General features: G+C 32.4%; 15 protein-coding genes and 4 pseudogenes. 5 read left to right on the top strand and 14 right to left on the bottom strand.

Features of this window, described 5'->3' with window-relative positions; genetic code table 11:
* Nucleotides 1–2,549 (bottom strand): Ig-like domain-containing protein (locus ACP7BT_RS10755; RefSeq protein WP_426303769.1); only part of this gene is annotated, 2,549 nt, incomplete at its 3' end.
* 1,350 nt (nt 2,550–3,899) lie between these two features.
* Between ACP7BT_RS10755 and ACP7BT_RS10750 the strand changes: the two are divergent.
* Together ACP7BT_RS10750 and bioB are read left to right on the top strand one after the other, a co-directional pair.
* Nucleotides 3,900–4,166 (top strand): annotated as a pseudogene (locus ACP7BT_RS10750) (aminotransferase class III-fold pyridoxal phosphate-dependent enzyme); the annotation flags it as partial.
* 58 nt (nt 4,167–4,224) lie between these two features.
* Entirely contained in the window at nt 4,225–5,214 is a 990-nt protein-coding gene (gene bioB / locus ACP7BT_RS10745) for a biotin synthase BioB (RefSeq protein WP_041080315.1), read from the top strand.
* Between the two features lie 214 nt (nt 5,215–5,428).
* Here the strand turns inward: bioB and ACP7BT_RS10740 are convergent, their stop codons facing one another.
* From ACP7BT_RS10740 to ACP7BT_RS10730, 3 genes and pseudogenes are all read right to left on the bottom strand, one after another.
* Entirely contained in the window at nt 5,429–5,857 is a 429-nt protein-coding gene (locus ACP7BT_RS10740; RefSeq protein ID WP_041080314.1) for an Hsp20/alpha crystallin family protein, read from the bottom strand.
* Between the two features lie 21 nt (nt 5,858–5,878).
* Nucleotides 5,879–6,046, bottom strand: a complete 168-nt coding sequence (locus ACP7BT_RS10735; protein WP_160279506.1) for a hypothetical protein — start codon at nt 6,044–6,046, stop codon at nt 5,879–5,881.
* Nucleotides 6,047–6,457: 411 nt separating this feature from the next.
* Nucleotides 6,458–6,553, bottom strand: a pseudogene (locus ACP7BT_RS10730) (protein rep); the annotation flags it as partial.
* A gap of 250 nt (nt 6,554–6,803) precedes the next feature.
* Between ACP7BT_RS10730 and ACP7BT_RS10725 the strand changes: the two are divergent.
* Both ACP7BT_RS10725 and ACP7BT_RS10720 read left to right on the top strand, forming a co-directional pair.
* Entirely contained in the window at nt 6,804–8,903 is a 2,100-nt protein-coding gene (locus ACP7BT_RS10725) for an AAA family ATPase (RefSeq protein WP_041080313.1), read from the top strand.
* Between the two features lie 125 nt (nt 8,904–9,028).
* Nucleotides 9,029–9,106, top strand: a pseudogene (locus tag ACP7BT_RS10720) (replication initiation protein); the annotation flags it as partial.
* Between the two features lie 29 nt (nt 9,107–9,135).
* Here the strand turns inward: ACP7BT_RS10720 and ACP7BT_RS10715 are convergent.
* The 3 genes and pseudogenes from ACP7BT_RS10715 to ACP7BT_RS10705 all read right to left on the bottom strand — a co-directional run bounded on the left by ACP7BT_RS10715 (nt 9,136) and on the right by ACP7BT_RS10705 (nt 11,324).
* The gene (locus ACP7BT_RS10715) at nt 9,136–10,104 is read right to left on the bottom strand and encodes an NAD-dependent formate dehydrogenase (protein ID WP_052463691.1); all 969 of its coding nucleotides are present in this window, start codon (nt 10,102–10,104) and stop codon (nt 9,136–9,138) included.
* 168 nt (nt 10,105–10,272) lie between these two features.
* Nucleotides 10,273–10,665, bottom strand: a pseudogene (locus ACP7BT_RS10710) (DUF2294 domain-containing protein).
* Nucleotides 10,666–10,703: 38 nt separating this feature from the next.
* Nucleotides 10,704–11,324 carry a phosphatase PAP2 family protein gene (locus ACP7BT_RS10705; protein WP_041080312.1) on the bottom strand — a complete coding sequence of 207 codons (621 nt, stop codon included), beginning with the start codon at nt 11,322–11,324 and terminating at the stop codon, nt 10,704–10,706.
* Between the two features lie 212 nt (nt 11,325–11,536).
* Between ACP7BT_RS10705 and ACP7BT_RS10700 the strand changes: the two genes are divergently transcribed.
* Entirely contained in the window at nt 11,537–12,142 is a 606-nt protein-coding gene (locus tag ACP7BT_RS10700; protein WP_041080311.1) for a class I SAM-dependent methyltransferase, read from the top strand.
* A gap of 3 nt (nt 12,143–12,145) precedes the next feature.
* Here the strand turns inward: ACP7BT_RS10700 and add are convergent, their stop codons facing one another.
* The 7 genes from add to ACP7BT_RS10665 all read right to left on the bottom strand — a co-directional run bounded on the left by add (nt 12,146) and on the right by ACP7BT_RS10665 (nt 17,981).
* Complete coding sequence (gene add / locus ACP7BT_RS10695; protein WP_002484331.1) at nt 12,146–13,120, bottom strand: adenosine deaminase; 975 nt, start codon at nt 13,118–13,120, stop codon at nt 12,146–12,148.
* Nucleotides 13,121–13,545: 425 nt separating this feature from the next.
* Nucleotides 13,546–13,773: a hypothetical protein gene (locus ACP7BT_RS10690; RefSeq protein ID WP_225310478.1), complete on the bottom strand. Its 228-nt coding sequence runs from the start codon at nt 13,771–13,773 to the stop codon at nt 13,546–13,548.
* Nucleotides 13,774–13,844: 71 nt separating this feature from the next.
* A complete protein-coding gene (gene cysC, locus ACP7BT_RS10685) occupies nt 13,845–14,459 on the bottom strand; it encodes an adenylyl-sulfate kinase (protein ID WP_011303992.1) in 615 nt (204 codons plus the stop codon).
* 18 nt (nt 14,460–14,477) lie between these two features.
* Nucleotides 14,478–15,656, bottom strand: coding sequence for a sulfate adenylyltransferase (gene sat / locus ACP7BT_RS10680; RefSeq protein ID WP_041080310.1), 1,179 nt, complete (start codon nt 15,654–15,656; stop codon nt 14,478–14,480).
* Nucleotides 15,657–15,671: 15 nt separating this feature from the next.
* Nucleotides 15,672–16,583: a sulfite exporter TauE/SafE family protein gene (locus ACP7BT_RS10675; protein WP_037539163.1), complete on the bottom strand. Its 912-nt coding sequence runs from the start codon at nt 16,581–16,583 to the stop codon at nt 15,672–15,674.
* 20 nt (nt 16,584–16,603) lie between these two features.
* On the bottom strand, nt 16,604–17,215 hold the full coding sequence (locus tag ACP7BT_RS10670) for an NAD(P)-binding protein (protein ID WP_037539164.1): 612 nt from the start codon (nt 17,213–17,215) through the stop codon (nt 16,604–16,606).
* 25 nt (nt 17,216–17,240) lie between these two features.
* On the bottom strand, nt 17,241–17,981 hold the full coding sequence (locus ACP7BT_RS10665; protein ID WP_041080308.1) for a sirohydrochlorin chelatase: 741 nt from the start codon (nt 17,979–17,981) through the stop codon (nt 17,241–17,243).
* Between the last annotated feature and the right edge of the window lie 15 nt (nt 17,982–17,996).

Raw genomic sequence — 17,996 nt, 5'->3', positions numbered from 1 at the left:
TTGCCACTGTTATCTTCACTTTGAATTGTGATTGAATCAATCGGTGTGTTTACTTCTTTTTCTTGATCTGGAATATTTTCCACCGTTGGTGCTGTTGTATCTGTCACCGTAATCGTAAACTCCGTAATTGTTTCATTATAAGTGCTGTCTGAAGTAATAATCGTGACTTTATAGTCTCCAACTTCTTTTGGACTACCACTAATGGTATTCGTCGAAGGATCATATGTTACGCCATCTGGTAATCCATATACATCATTTCTCACCGGTTTACCACTGTCATCTTTTGCATTAATTGTTACTGAGTCAATAGCTGTGTTCACTTCTTTCGTTTGATTTGTGATCTTATCAACTGTCGGTGGTGTCGTATCAGATACAATAACACCTGAAGAGTTACTCGTAGAAGGTGCAGCTTTACCTACTTTATTAGTATTAGACATACTACTAATATTAGATCCAGACAAATTAACTTTACTTTCTATAAATGTTCCTGCAACAAATGGTTTAGAAGTTTTGCTATCAACAACAATAATGTATGGCGAACTTATATTCTTAAGCCCAATCGATATTGTTCCATCAGTATTAAACACTGGTTTATATTGTGATGTTACATCTGTTTTATTAACATTTTCTGCACTACCACTCTGGTTTAATGTCGTACGATCATTTACTCTATAAATAGTTATCTTTGTATCATTTTTATTAAATTGACTTATAGCGTTTGTAGATTTAGTACTATCCACATATGGTGTCAATTTAACAGTTGCATTAGTTATAGAATTATTTACAGCGTTTATTGTATATGTTGTATTATATGGATGATAACCATCTTCTTTTTCTTTTACTTCAGTTTCTTGAAATACACTTGATGTTGAAGCATCACCATTAAAAACAATTGTTTTAGCATTTTTGAATTTTTGATTCCCAACTTTAAGTTCGAGATTATAATTTCCAGATTCCGGAGTGGTTTTAAAATTAACAATTTGCATAAGAGAGACATTTACTTTTCTATCTTTATACTTTTCTGCATTATCTGTAAATTTAAATATAAATGAATTATTATCTGTACTATATGTACCTTTTGCATAAATATTACTTTCATTTTCACCTAAAAGAATACCATTATCTCTATCAGTTGACGTCGGCTTTAATTCTTTAGGCATTTTTACTTCGAAGTAATCATTTCGTTTCACTTCATTTGGAATATCTAAATCAAAACTGATTGGATATGCCTTACCTTTTGTCCAAGTACCATCTGCGTATTTAACATTAGATACCTTTATTAAATCATTTACATCTTTACCTCCAATAACAGTTGTATCTCCAACTGCATTCTTCACAGCAGTTACTTGTGCATCTCTCGCTGCTAAACTTCTAGTTTTTAAATTCGTGGCTTTCAACTTATTTTCTACTACATTTTTTTCATCTGATTTATTTTTTAAATCTTCTAAAGAAATGACTTCATCATTTGTATTGTCAGATTTAATTAATAAACCACTGTCTGCTATTTCCTTAGTAGTTATTTGAGTATTATTTTCAGGTGCCGAATTATTTGCAGTAGTTACTTTTTCAGTTGTTCTATCAGCAGTAATTTTATTATTTATTACATTAGATTCTTCAGATTGTTCATTATTTTCAGCAGTATTTTTTTCTGAATTTGTTCCAGTTTTTTCTTTTAGTTCATCTTGTTCGTCAAACTTCGCAATTTTTTGCACTTCGTCTTCATTCTGTTTCTCAGACTTCGCGTTTTCTTTTACTTCATCTTTGTCCTGTTTCTCAGACTTCGTGTTTTCGTTTACATCATCTTTGTCCTGTTCCTCAGACTTCGTGTTTTCGTTTACTTCATCTTCATTCTGTTCCTCAGACTTCGTGTTTTCGTTTACATCATCTTTGTCCTGTTCCTCAGACTTCGTGTTTTCGTTTACTTCATCTTTGTCCTGTTCCTCAGACTTTGTGTTTTCGTTTACATCATCTTCGTCCTGTTCCTCAGACTTCGTGTTTTCGTTTACATCATCTTCATTCTGGACTTCAGATTTCGCGTTTTCTTCTATCTCTTCATTATTATTTTTATTTATTTTCCTATCTGAAGAATTAGTTTCTTCTTGTTTCGCTGAAACTTCTTGATAATTCTCGTTTGTGTTAATATTCTGTTTTTCATCTCTTCCATTTCCTGTGCTTTCAACATCTTGCTCTGAATTTGTTTTTTCTGGAGAATTTTCTTGTTCTTTAAATGTTGCTTTTTCATTTGTCGTTTCATGTAATCCTTCTTGCTTTTCATCTATAAGTCCATCTACATGTTGAGAATGTTCATTGGCAGTTTCTTGCGTATTTAATTGACTATTTTCTTTTGTTTCATCTATCCCTTGTTTATCATCATTTTTTCCGCTATCTGTCACATGTCCAATATTTGATTGAACATCAGATACCGTTTCAGCTGCCTCTACTTTAGTAGAATGAATGGTAAAAGATAAGCTCAATCCAATTAAAACTGAACCTGCACCAAATGTATATTTTCTAATTGAAAATCTTTGTTTTCCAGTATGTTTTCCCATAAACATCACCTTTTCTTAATATTTTAAAAATTATCTAAATGCAAGCAATCAAATTTTTAAAAATTATCTAAATGCAAGCAATCAAATTTTTAAAAAGATACAAAATTCAATTTGGTTTGGTATCAATCTCTTTAAATGAAAACAATGATTGCCTGTCTGAAAAAGAAATCATAAATTAATGATTGTTGAAGGAGGAGTCTTTGCTCTTTCTTCAATCTATGTAAATTATAACACATTTTCTTATCATCAAATATCAAGAATGATTTTAAAAAAGAAGAGATTAAAAAATTAAAAATGAATAAACTTCTAATTTTTTATACCAAAACAGCTCCTTATAAATTTAAAAAACGTAAAATTCAACATAAAAAATTTGCGGTTTCCTTTATTACTTTTGAAATTTTAAGTATCAATGAATAACACAAATTCGTTTTCTATCACTACTTAAATTTCGTTTTTGATATTTCCTTTTTTCAAAAATGGCTTATTCTATTAGAATAAAACTTCAAAATTCTTTATTCTATTAGAATAAAAGGGTATCTGAAGCCCTTTAAATAGGCTTTATTTATAGGATTGGGGATCACATTAACAATGCCATTCGTAATTTATAGAATAAAAAATACTCACTGCATTTTTGTCTAATATAAATGTGCTATAAATACTGTTATAACAGTATTTATAGCAATATCAAATGACGAAAGAATGGTAATAAAATACATCAGCTATGCTGATTGACACGTCAGTGGCATTGTATTTCCTTATGCTCTTATTTTTTATTCTACTTTCAGCATAAAAAATAAATGATTTGTACAAAAGTTAAATGAATAAAAATGATTTTTCGCTATCATAATGACTCATTCTTTTCGTACCAAATCACTCAAGTTTATCTTTTTAATTAAAAGATGTTACGATACGTGATCAAAAGAACGTAAGAGTAACTTTATTTAGCTGTTTACAGCAAATAAACGTATAGAAAATGTACTGCTAAGAAGAACATTAGATATACCTTACTACCTTTAGAAAATTCAATTTTTAACTTTAAGTCAGTAAATTATTATTCATTAATTTAAAATTTGTCTAAAATCATCAACAGTATATATAAAGTATATTTTCCCTTCTTGGTCATACCATTATTTAAACGTAGGGTTAAATGCAAACCAGAAGTCTGACGATAACTTCAAGAGTTTCTAGGAAGTTTTTTGGAATATTAGTAATTAAGGCCTCTCTTTTTTAGATAAATGTCAGATTTATTTTTGTATTTAATGGGAGTGCTTCACCTCAAATGTAAACTTTTTTATTTTTTAGTTTACATTTAGAACGCTTAGTTTTATTATCAGTACTAATACAGATATAGGAAAGAGTGGTGAAATGTTTGCTTGTAATCATGAAAATGTGCGCTAGATATCATGTGTCTAGGTAAGACGATTACGGGGGGATTTACCTTTAGCTGCTACTTTAAATTCTCAATAGATTTATAAAACATTTTTAAGCGATAATCATAGCGTTAATACATTTTTACATAGCTATACTTACCCCGGTAACCAAATAGTATGTTCCATTGCTTTAGAAAATATTGTTACTTTTGTTCCAATTTTAAGCATATTAAATAAAGAAATTTAAAAAATGGTTAATATTTTTGAAAAAGCACTACACAATATATTAGATGAGGATGATTAATATGAATTTAGCTGAAAAGATTTTAAAAGGAGAAACCTTAACTAAAGAGAGGTTATTGAAAATATATGAAAATCCTAATATAGATACATTAGATTTATTGAACGAAGCCTATATATTAAGAAAACATTATTATGGAAAAAAAGTGAAATTAAATATGATTTTAAATGCTAAGAGTGGTATATGTCCGGAGAACTGTGGTTATTGCGGTCAATCTAGAGATATGAAACAAAAGCAAAGATACGCTCTAGTGCCAGAAGAACAAATTGTTAGCGGAGCCAAAGTAGCTCACGAGAATAACATAGGTACATATTGCATTGTCATGAGCGGCCGAGGACCTAGTAACAAGGAAATTGATCATATAAGTAGAACAGTAGAAGAAATTAAATCAAACCATCCTCAACTGAAAATATGTGCGTGCCTTGGTTTAACTAATGATGAACAAGCTAAGAAGCTCAAATCATCTGGCGTTGATAGATATAACCATAATATAAATACGAGTGAAAACTATCATGAAGAAGTTGTAACTACCCATACTTATAAGGACAGAACAAACACTTTAGAAATTATGAAAGAAAACAATATTTCACCATGTTCTGGTGTGATTTGTGGGATGGGAGAATCAAATCAAGATATCATAGATATGGCTTTTGCCTTAAAAGAAATAGATGCAGATAGTATTCCTATTAATTTTTTACATCCTATTAAAGGTACAAAGTTTGGAGAAATGGATGAATTGACACCCATGAAGTGCTTGCGACTTATATCTCTATTTAGGATTGTCAATCCATCTAAAGAAATTAGAATTGCTGGCGGTAGAGAAGTTAATTTGCGTTCACTACAACCTTTGGCCTTAAAGGCAGCAAATTCAATATTTGTAGGAGACTACTTAATTACTGGAGGACAGCCTAATAAATTAGATTATAAGATGATAGAAGATTTGGGATTTGAAATCGACTCTGGATATAATGAGCTGAAAGAAAAAGTAGAATAACCTTACAAAGTGATTTTAAAAATTACAAGAAGAAGGTTTATATGGAGAGATTAAATCTATTGAATCCATTCATGGTAAAGATATACATGTAGATGGGAAAATGATATTAATTTCGCCTCCAATGATTATCGATACAAGAAGAAACTCGTTTTCAACTCGTTGCTTAAAACCCTAAAAAAGAGATGTGAAAATATTTTCACATCTCTTTTTTATATTAATTGATATCTATAACTTTTCTTTGACTATTTTCTGTTTTTGGTAAATCTACAGATAAAATACCATCTTCAAATTTAGCCTCAATATTATCTTCATCTATATTATTAAGTGAATACATTCTCTTCACGTTACTATAAGATCTTTCTTTTTGAATGACTTTACCTTCATCATCTTTTTCTTCATTTACCTGATTATTTTCAGCAGAAATTATTAGCGTCCCATTTTCATAAGAAATATCTATTTGGTCTTTTGAAAATCCTGGAAGCTCTGCTTTTAATTCATATCTATCGTCTTTTTCACTAATATCAGTTTTTATACCTTGTTCATCAGGAAAATTACTAAAAAATTGTCTTCCAAAATCTCTAAACAATTCACTAGGTGTCATATCAAAATAATCTCTTCCAAATGGTTTTAAATTATAAGTCATAACAATCACTCCTTATCATATTTAACCTATTTTTTGATTCATATTTTTGACATAATCCAAATCATTTAAATACTCTTCCCAATTACTGTTGAATTCGAATTCAACAAAAGGCTTAAATTCAAATACACCATCAAAATTAGACATATTCTTAAAAGGAATTAGTTTTTTTGAATTTTTATCTAAACTCATATCAACCCCTCCCTATAAAGCATATAACTATTTTTCACTATATATATAACATAAAGGTCGAAGTTGGTCAATAAATTTTCTCGGCATAAATACGTGGTCTATTTATTTTGCTTTTCTCCAAAATATTAAGATAAAAACACTCCCATACCACCAATAAAAACTGCAACAAAAATCCCAATCCACATTAAAATAGACATAGAAAACGCTCCTTTTAAGTAAACTCTATCACAAGAACGATTTAAAATTTAAATACCTTTATTTTGGATTTTAAGGGGGTATTTTAAAGAGTTAGGGGTGTTTTATACAGTTTTATACCTAGAAGTCTATATAAGATCTTAAAACGTAAATATAGACCAAATAAATATATCTTAATTTCACAAACAAAAATTTGATAAATAAATTCGGTTAGATCAATTTCTTTTTAGCATCTTTAAATAATCCTGAATAAACTGATACCTGTTTACTTTTAAGTGATTTATAGAATGCATTAAATACTTTTTGATTTAATCAAGCTGCAATTAACAATTTTGATTCTTTAATATAGACAGTTATAAAAAATAATTTTTTAATATGTTTAACAATATACTATAAGCGGAATAATATATGTAGGGATTTAAATTTAATTAGCAATTGGCATTAAAGAATTAGCTTTACACATATAATAAATGAATTAATTAATTCATTTATTATTGATTCGAAGCATTCATGATTTAATTGTTGTCTTAAGTATTTCTAAAATTTCTTAGAGGTGATATGTATGAGTAATGGATTTTTCAATGATGATTTTGATTCAATTTTCAGAAAAATATTCCAAGATATGCAAGAATCTGTTAATAATGGTAATAAAAAATATTATATCAATGGTAAAGAGGTTTCTCCCGAACAATTAGCCCAATTACGACAACAGCAACAACAAGGCGGAAATTCTGCTGAGCAAAGTGCGCGTGCATTTCAACAATCTAGCACTCAAGGACAAAATGATGAAAGTAATTATTTGGAACAAATTGGGCGCAATTTAACACAAGAAGCACGTGATGATTTATTAGATCCAGTAATTGGTCGTGATAAAGAAATTCAAGAAACTGCTGAAGTCTTAAGTAGACGTACTAAAAACAACCCTATTTTAGTTGGTGAAGCTGGTGTAGGTAAAACAGCTATTGTTGAAGGTTTAGCACAAGCCATTGTTAAAGGTAACGTACCAGCATCTATTAAAGATAGTGAAGTCATCTCAGTAGATATTTCTTCCTTAGAAGCTGGCACACAATATCGTGGCGCTTTTGAAGAAAATATCCAAAAATTAGTTGAAGCTGTTAAAGAAGCGAAAAATGTTGTATTATTCTTTGACGAAATTCATCAAATTATTGGTTCAGGTTCAACTGGCGGTGATTCTGGTAGTAAAGGGTTATCAGATATAATTAAACCTGCATTAAGCCGTGGTGAATTTTCAATTATTGGTGCAACTACACAAGATGAATATCGGAATAATATTTTAAAAGATGCTGCATTAGCACGTCGTTTTAATGAAGTACTTGTTAATGAACCAAGTCCTGATGACACTTTTAATATTTTAAAAGGTCTCCGTGAAAAATTTGAAGAACACCACCATGTTGAATTACCAGATGACGTATTAAAAGCTTGTGTAGATTTATCAATTCAATATATTCCACAACGTTTATTGCCAGATAAAGCTATTGACGTACTAGATATTACTGCAGCTCACTTGTCAGCACAAAGTCCTGCAGTAGATAAAGTAGAAATTGAAAACCGCATTGCACAATTACAAGATGATAAAAGTAAAGCCGTGAGTAATGAAGAGTATAAAGAAGCTGACAAATTCCAAAAAGAAATTAAAGAACTAGAAGATAAATTAGAAAACAACAATGGCAAATATAATACTAAAGCTACTGTAAAAGACGTGTCTGACTCAATAGAACGTTTAACTGGTATTCCTGTATCTCAAATGGATGCAAGTGATATCGAAAGATTGAAAAAAATCAATAAGCGCTTAAAAGATAAAATTATTGGTCAAGATAAAGCTGTTGACCTTGTTTCTCGTGCAATTCGTCGTAATCGTGCTGGATTCGATGAAGGAAACCGCCCAATTGGTAGCTTCCTTTTCGTAGGCCCTACAGGTGTAGGTAAGTCAGAACTTGCAAAGCAGTTAGCGATTGATTTGTTCGGTAACAAAGAGGCGTTAATTCGCTTAGATATGAGTGAATATAGTGACCAAACTGCCGTATCTAAAATGATCGGAACAACTGCTGGTTATGTAGGTTATGATGATAATTCAAACACATTAACAGAGAAAGTTAGACGTAATCCATATTCAGTTATCTTATTTGATGAAATTGAAAAAGCCAATCCACAAATCTTAACTTTATTATTACAAGTTATGGATGATGGTCACTTAACAGATGGTCAAGGTAATGTCATTAACTTTAAAAACACAATTATTATTTGTACTTCTAATGCTGGCTTTGGTGACGGAAATGAAGAATTTAATGATATTATGGATGAAATGAAAAAATTCTTCCGCCCTGAATTCCTCAACCGTTTCAATGGTATCGTTAAATTCGAACATTTAGATAAAGATGCATTACAAGACATCGTGAACTTATTATTAGAAGATGTTCAAAAAACATTAGATAAAAAGGGAATCACAATAAACGTTACACAAGATGTCAAAGATTGGCTGATTGACAAAGGCTACGACAAAGAAATGGGTGCGCGTCCGTTACGTCGTGTTGTTGAACAAGAAGTACGCGACAAAATCACAGATTACTACTTAGATCATACAGAAGTAAAACATGTAGATATCGTACTTGAAAATGATGAAGTCATAGTTAAAGGTAAATAAACTGTTACACTAAGCACAGGAATCTATATTAAAAAAGAGTCTGGCACGTGAATACAAAAAACGCCAGCAAGATAGTTTCGAATTGAAAATTATCTTGCTGGCGTTTTCTATTTATCAATTAAAATGTTTTTGCCGCTTTTTATAAATCACTTAAGAGTAAACAAATTCTTGTATATTCAAGGTTGTTTAAAGATAAGCGAAAATAATTCATACAAAGAAAAGATTAGAAAAATCATAAATAACCTTCGTTATTGAAAAAACGCGTTAAGATATCTTTGACGCCTTCTTCAATACGCGCTTGTGCTTCTAAAGTCATACCTGAATAATGCACTGTCATACCATTTCTAGGCATCGTTCTCCATGGGTGATCTGCTGGTGCTGGTTGTGGATACCAAACATCACCTGCGTAACCTTGAATATGTTTCGCATTTAAGAGTTCCACTAAATCGTTTGTGTTTACAATTTTACCACGTGCAGTATTTACTAAATAGCTGCCAACTTTCATACGGCTTAACACATCATAATCAAATAAGTTATCTGTTTCAGGTGTTAAAGGCGCATGGATTGTAACCGCATCACTTGTTGATACTAATTCATCAAAATTAACAAAAGTAGAATGCTCATTATCTTTTTGATTGATTGGGTCATAGTGTTGGATTGTTACATTAAATGGCGCCAATCTTTCGGCTACAAGTTGGCCAATTCTACCGAAGCCAAAGATACCAATTGTTTTATTTTGTAATTCATGCGCATGGTTACCAACTTTTGATAAGTTCCATTCGCCATCTTTAGCTTGTCTATGACCTTCTTCGTAATTTCTCAATAAGATGAGTAAATCCATAACTGCATGTTCTGCAACACTGATTGTATTACTACCAGTGACTTCTACTACACCAATATTGTGTTCACTTGCCGCTTGTAAATCGACGTGGTCTGAACCTACTCCTGCAGTGATTGCTAATTTTAAATTAGGTGCTTTTTCAATACGTTCTTTCGTCATATATGCTGGATAAAATGGCGCACTAATAACGATATCCATATCTGCTAAATGTTTATCTAAATCAGCTTCATTATCTGTTAATATAACGAATTCGTGTCCTTTTTCTTCTAAAAATGGTTTCAAACCAATTGCTCTTTCAGTATTTAATAATTGATTATCTTCGCCTGCTACGGATTCTGGGAATAATGCTACGATTTTCATGCTTATCTCTCCTAATAATTTATTTTTAAAACTGTGCAATGTTACTGAACTTATGTGCATCTTCGAAGCAAAAAAATACTCGATACGATTTGCACATACCACCTCCTTGAATGAATCATTCAAAACGTAGTTAGCAAACAGCACCGAGTACCTTACACCATTCCGTATTTATTCAATTGATTTATCGAATACAAATATTGATACAACCTCATCATCGGCTAAATCAATATCTGTAAATAATTTAACAAATTTAGCTCCAACGAGCGTTTCCATTTCATCTAATTTAATATCGCTGTATAACTGTTTTATCTTTTCAGTGCGGTTATAGTGAAGCATGACTTCATTTTGTTTATCGCCTAAATAAAACTGTTCAACTTTACTTAACGCGCCCGTCATATAGGCAATAGCCCAGTTTCCTTTAAACGAAACTTGTACTTACTGAGGCCCTTTACCTACATGTTGTTTACGATAAGAACGAATCAAATTTGAAAATTGTTGTTCTTTTTTATGTGATTCTATTTGACTCACCTTCTTCACAAAGTAATGAGTTATAGCTTTCATTTACTTATAATTCTATTATATATCAAGCAATTTAAAATTCAAGTGTTATTACTTTTTTTAAAAATCACACTAAAAATACCTTTAGTTTCAAATTCAATATATAGTGTTTGTATTAATATATACAATACACATAAACTAGCTATCGTATCTGTGAAATAATGTGCTTGTAAATAAATTCTAGATATCATAATTGATAAGATTAATATCGCGCCTATAAAGATGACAGCCTTATGTTTCACTAATAATACAATCAAACTAACTAAGATACATACACTTAACACATGCATACTAGGAAAACTATAACCATCGATGGCCGCACTCGGTCTTGGACGTTGGATAGCATATTTTAAAAAAGTTCCAATAGCAAAGACACTAAAACACCAAAATCCATACCAAACACATTTAAATCTATCATAAATCAGTAAACCTAGTAATATGATTAACACCATACATAAACAAGATATAGGTGAAAATACTGTTGAAATCATTGTTAAATATTGAACGATTATCTCTGAAGACATCGTACGATGTAGTAATTGATATATGCTGGCATCCATATTTTCCGTTAAATTAAACGCAATGCATATAATTAGCATGATGAGACACAGACTGCCTATCGTCATTTTTAAATAATTATTCACGTTGACTGTTCCTTCCATTACACATTCTTCTATATATAATAGTAAACCAAGTATTTTAAATTTACTCAATCCTACTTTAGGCTTATAAATGTTAATATGATAAAATCATAAGATTTATAATGTATATGATTTTGAATAAAACGATTTGTATCCTTGCATGGTCTTATGCTAAAATCAATTAAAGACTTAATGTATCTATAATAACCATTAAATGCTAAAGGCGTTTTACCTTGAATAAAGACCAGTTTGAACAAATGGCTCACAAGTATGACCACCCTGACAGAATTCACCTAGCACAAATCATTGCCCAAGCAACAAATCAATTGCTCAATCATACAACTTACCATTCGTTATTAGATTACGGTGGTGGCACTGGACTCGTAACATTAAATATAGATCATCACTTTGAACAAGTCACACTTATGGATGCCTCAACTCAAATGGTAAATATTTTTGATGAAAAAATATCAGCATTAGAAAAGACTTCTATTCAAACACTTGTCGGCGATATTTTGGCTAATGATCATCCATTAAACCAATCAACCTATGATGCCATTTTCTTATCTTTAGTCTTACTTCATAGTGGTGACTATAAAGCTTTATTGCATAAACTTTACACGCACCTCAATCCAGGAGGCATGCTGATTTTAGTTGATTTTGATAAAAATGAAAATGTTCAGCATCCAAAAGTTTACAATGGCTTTAAGCAATCTGATATTCTAGAAGCCTTTGCTCAAATAGGTTTATCACAAACACAGGCTTATACATTTTATGCTGGTGATCATCTTTTTATGAATCAACATGCTAGTATATTTATTGCTTCGGGTTTTAAATAATTTTTACATTTTTAAGTGTAACTGCTTTCTCTCTTCGTCACTTAAAAATGCATAGTCTACTGCTCTTTCATTAATATATTGAACTTGTTCTAATGTGATCATTTCATTTTCTATAAGTAAAGTATATTCTTCATTTAATGATGTCTGTGTAACGGTTCTATTATCTGTATTAATTAAAAAAGGTATATCTTGTTCTAGCAAATAAGGTAAATTTAATGCTTCTAACCCTGTAATGGCTTTGGTTTGAATATTACTTTTTGGACACATCTCTAAGAGTACGTCATTTTCTTTAACAAACTGCAATGATTGTTTATCTTGATTTATAGCAACACCATGTCCAATACGTTTCGAGCCTAATTTAATACCTTCTATCACATTATGCATACAACCGCACTCTCCAGCGTGTAGCGTAAGATTGAAACCTTTATCTAAGCCATATTTTATTGTATCTTCAATCGCTACAGTAGGAAATCCTACTTCAGGACCTGCAAAGTCAATGCCGCAAATTGCTTCATGATGATGTTGATGAATAAAATCAAAAAGTGCTTGGTTTTGTTCAGTATGATGTTGGCGCATCGCACATATTAACAAATTAACGCCTATCCCTAATGTATTAACCGCTTCATTAACACCTAACTCTACTGCTTCCAACACCTCTGTCATCGTTAACCCTTGATCCATATGAAATAATGGTGCGAAACGAATTTCAATATATTTCACATTATCGTTATATGCTTGCTTGGCAACATCTACAACCGCACGTTTCAAACTATCTTTTGTCTGAAGTACTTTTAATATTTCATCGAAACACTGTAAATAGTCATCTAAACTATCACACTGACTACTGACAAATAATTTTGATTCATCTAAGTTAACGCCTTGTTCATCTGCAAGTTGTCTAATCAATTCAACACTTGTTGAACCGTCTAGGTGACAATGTAATTCAACCTTGGCAATTTCTTCTATGGACTTATTCATGCTTAGAACCTACCTCTACCTACATTTGATTATGTTTAAAATTTATCTATTTACTATATCATGATGCATTTAACTTTGCTACGACTCAAATTACATGTCGACACAACGTTGAGCCATCATTTTTAATCAACTCATTTTAAATTAAGTATAACCAAAAAGCAGTGTCTGATGATGTATAGTCATATAAATACAATGTATTTTGGGCGAGACGCTTGAAGGAACAGGACAAGCTAAAGACCTCAGACTGAAGCTGGATCCTTAGAAAGTGAGCCAACCATACGAAAAATTAAATAAAGAAGAAGCGTTCAGATCCATTGAATTAAATCACCTGAGCGCTTCTTTTTCTGAGGTTGATGTATCACTTCCCCACTGATATACAATAAACATTATCTACATAGCTTGATAACATTGATTAAAAATAGACATCATATTTCACCTAAGTAACCTAATATGACTAGTGAAATACCTAAACCAACAAAACTCATAATGAGTAGCGTGACAATAATTTTCAATTCAGTCAAAAAATATTTTCTATCTTGTCCTTTATTTACAAGCCAAACACCTAAAACCACGACGAGTACAAAAATTATAATCAAACAATATGCAATTATATTTAAAATGCCCATATCAATGCCCCTTTGCGTACGATTCACATGTTGACCTTCTGTATGTATCAGTTATTTTGCACATCTCTATCACGTTCTCCCAAACATCAATGCTTAACCTATACTGGTTTCACATCAAGATAGTCATGTACTTTTAAATAGTCAATAATTTGATTAACAGCTGTTTCAATACTGTCTTGCTCTGTATCTATAATAATTTCTGGATTATTGGGCTCTTCATAAGGCGCATTGATTCCAGTAAATCCTTTAATTTCTCCGTTTCTTGCTTTTTGATACAATCCTTTAGGATCTCTAGATTCACACGTTTCTATACTACAAGACGTGTATATTTCGATAAATTCTTTGTCGTCTAATAAGTTTCGTACTTCATCTCGGTCAGCTTGATAGGGCGATATAAACGCTGTAATCGTAATTAATCCTGCATCGACCATGAGTTTACTTACTTCGCCAATACGACGTATATTCTCTTTTCGATCTTCCGGACTAAAGCCAAGATTGTTATTTAAGCCATGTCTGACATTATCTCCATCTAGTCGGTACGTATGTACTTGTTGTTGATATAATGCTTTTTCTAATGCTACTGATATCGTAGATTTACCAGAACCTGATAAACCCGTAAACCAGATGACAACACTGCGATGTTGATTACGTTGTTGTCTTTCTACTTTCGTAACTGCTGATTCATGCCATGTAATATGATTTGAAGTGGCCATGTTCAAACTCCTTTGATCTTATTTTTCTTGTAATCCTTTGATAAGTACATCCGCTACCTCTGGTCTTGAAAAAGCTTTCGGCAAGGACTCTCCGTTTTTTAATTTTTCACGAACTTTCGTGCCACTCAAATGTAAATGTTCTGAAGCATCGTGTGGACATGTTTTGGCTGTTGCCATATTTTCACAAACATTGCAGTAAAAAGCATGTTCAAATTTCAAAATTTGTATGCCCAATTCATCTTCATATTGTGCGATGAGTGTTTGCGCATCGTAAGTTCCATAATAATCACCGACACCCGCGTGATCACGTCCTACAATAAAATGCGTGCAACCATAATTTTTTCGTACTGTGGCATGTAATATCGCTTCACGTGGACCTGCATAACGCATCGCAGCTGGATAAATAACTAATCTCGCTCTATTTTCCGGGTAATAATTTTTTAATATCACTTCATAACTTTCCATGCGAACGGCTGCAGGAATATCATCTGATTTTGTTTCACCTACTAAAGGATTCAGTAATAAACCATCTACAGATTCTAAAGCTGCTTTTTGAATATATTCATGTGCACGGTGTACAGGATTACGCGTTTGAAACCCAACAACCGTTTTCCAATTTAAGTCATAAAACAATTGTCTCGTCTCAGATGGGTCCAAATGATAATCGACAAATTCATCATGTTTCGGTCGATCTACTAGGTGAATGGGTCCAGCAAGATAGACACTGCCTTTTTCATATACCTTCAATACACCTGGATGTTCAATATCCGTAGTACCATAAACGAATGCTGCTTCTTTCTCCTTGTCATAGGTATATTTTTCCTCAAGTTCAAGCACACCATATAAATGATTATCTTCACCATATAACGCAATGCTTTCACCAATTTCAAGCTCATTTGCTTTATCTTCCGTAACCGGCAACGTAATCGGTATACTCCACACTAGACCGTTTTTCAAATGGAGATTTTCGACGACTTCATTATAATCCGCTTCTTTCATAAAACCTGTAAGTGGACTAAAACCACCAATGCCAATCAGTTCTAAATCTGATAAACTCCAAGGATTCAGTGTAATGGCTGGCATGGAATGCGATACTTCCAACATTGTTTCCTTAAGCTCAGCGTTAACTTCTCTATTAATTAATGTACCACCATGTGGTTGAATCGTATTTTCAATAATTTCTTTTGTTAATGCCATATTGATTCACTCCTTTTAATCTATCTCATTTGCGTTAACATTCACTTTCTTTTTAGAAAAATCTATAGGTAGCTTCTTATTTTGATATAAAGCGAAAATAATTAAGCCTATCCAAAGCAGTATGACTGCAATTTTTATCACTATGGAAGTTGTGGCATTTAATTGAAAAACACTAATTAGTGAACTGCTATTTGTAAAAATAATCAGCCCACCAACACAGACTGCTAATATATTCATCGGCAAAATTTTAACTAACCATGCTGCAAAAGGTGCAGCAATCAAACCACCAATACTTAGCGCAATCACTAACCCCCAGTTAATCTGGCTCCATCCCAAGAAGATAATGAAACTGATGGATGCTGAAATAGTGACAAAAAATTCACTTGCAGATACTGTACCTATGGCATATCTCGGTTCTAGCTTTTTCTGTGCTAATAATAAAGGTGTGTTGACTGGACCCCAGCCGCCACCACCAATGGCATCTAAAAATCCTGCAACTGCACCTTGGGGAATCATGGCGTAACGCCCGATCGTCGAAGGATCTTTAACAACTGTTTGATTACGTTTATATAAAAATTGATATAAAATATAAATGCCCATTGTTAATAGAAATATTGCTATAAAAGGTTTAATCAAATCACTATGTATATGACTTAAAAACGCTGCGCCAATAAATGATGTAATCGCACCTGGTATTGCTAACTTAATCATGGTAGGTTTATGTACATTTTCAAATTTCAGATGTGAGGTACCAGAAGCAGCCGTTGTTGCAATTTCTGAAAAATGTATTGTTGCGGATGCAATTGCTGGTGCGATACCAAATGTGAGTAATATTGATGATGATGAAGCACCAAAACCCATACCTAGTGATCCATCAATGAGCTGAGCAAGGAATCCTGCAAGTGCAAAGATAAATAATTTATGCATTTGTCGTGCCCCTTCCGACTTTAGTTTAGTGATTCAAGTTTCTTTATCATTTTGATTTGTTTATTTTTATCTCTATAGGATGGATCTAACACATGTTTCAAAAAATCTTGTTTTTCTTGTGTCGTTAAATTACTTCGTTTGATACGCTGTCTGCATTCATATAAAAAATCCACATACGCTTCATAACTGAGATCGAAGCGCGCTTTAAACTCTTCTAAAATTTGTGCAGTGAGCGTTGGACTTGCACCATTTGTAGAAATACTCAGCGTTAATCGGCCTCTTCTTAATATGCTTGGAAATACAACATCACCAGCATGTGCTTTAGTCGTCATGTTTAGTAATGCGTGTTGCGGTTTAGAAGCAGCGATTTGTTGATTTACGCGATTATCATTCGTGGCAGCAATGATTAAATCTGCTTCCGCGATATCAGTTACTTCAAATGATTTAGCACACCAACTCATCTCACCCTGTTCGTAGCGATGATATAGTGCAACCGTAAGCGAAGGACTAATGACTTTAATATGGGTTGTATAGTTAACTAATGTGCCAATACGACGTTCAGCAACCTGTCCACCGCCCACAATCACGACGCGTTTATTAGAAATATCTATCATAAGTGGTATGAATGGCATACCATCACTTCCTTGTTAAAATGAATTACTGTGTCACATATTCAAAAGTCTCTTCAACACGTGCTTTCAATGCATCTTGTAAATGTTGATGTTTACCCAATCGTTTACACAATATAATCTCTTTATCATTTTGATATTCTGTAACCGTATCAATGATTTGTTGATCTAAAATACCTGTAAACCATAAATAAGGCACAATATATATTTGGGAACATTCCGTTTGTACTGCGCTGTGTAGTGCATCTTTGAATGCAGGCTTACAAGCTGCTAAGTAGCAAGTCTCGATATCTTCAATTTCAGTTTGTTCATACAACTGTGTCTTGATTGTAGAAATATCTTTTTGTGTTTGGGGATTATAGCTGCCTCTACCGATAATGAGCACTTTTGCATCCGAATTAGGCGTCACGCCAGATTCTTCAATTCTCTGCTTTAATATCTCAGTCAGTCTCGGTTGTACGCCTAACGGTCTGCCATAGGACACATGTACATTAGGGTATCTTTGCTGACTATGTTCAATTTCTGCTGGAATATCTTTGTAGTAATGCCCTGCACTTAATAACAACACTGGCACGACTGAAATCTCTGTCGCACCTTTATCTACTAGACGCTGAAATCCTTGTGCCAAATTCGGGCTGGTTAATTCTAAAAAACATGTTTCCTGTAATGGCACATTGACCTGCGCTTTGACTAAATCAATAAAGTCTGTCGCTTCGTTCACTGCATCTGGAACCCTACTACCATGACTCACATATAAGACACCTCGCATAGTTACCCCTCCTTA

Source organism: Staphylococcus sp. Y174-1 (genome assembly GCF_049897865.1).
Lineage (GTDB): Bacteria > Bacillota > Bacilli > Staphylococcales > Staphylococcaceae > Staphylococcus > Staphylococcus saprophyticus.
This window is presented reverse-complemented; position numbering and strand designations above follow the sequence as displayed.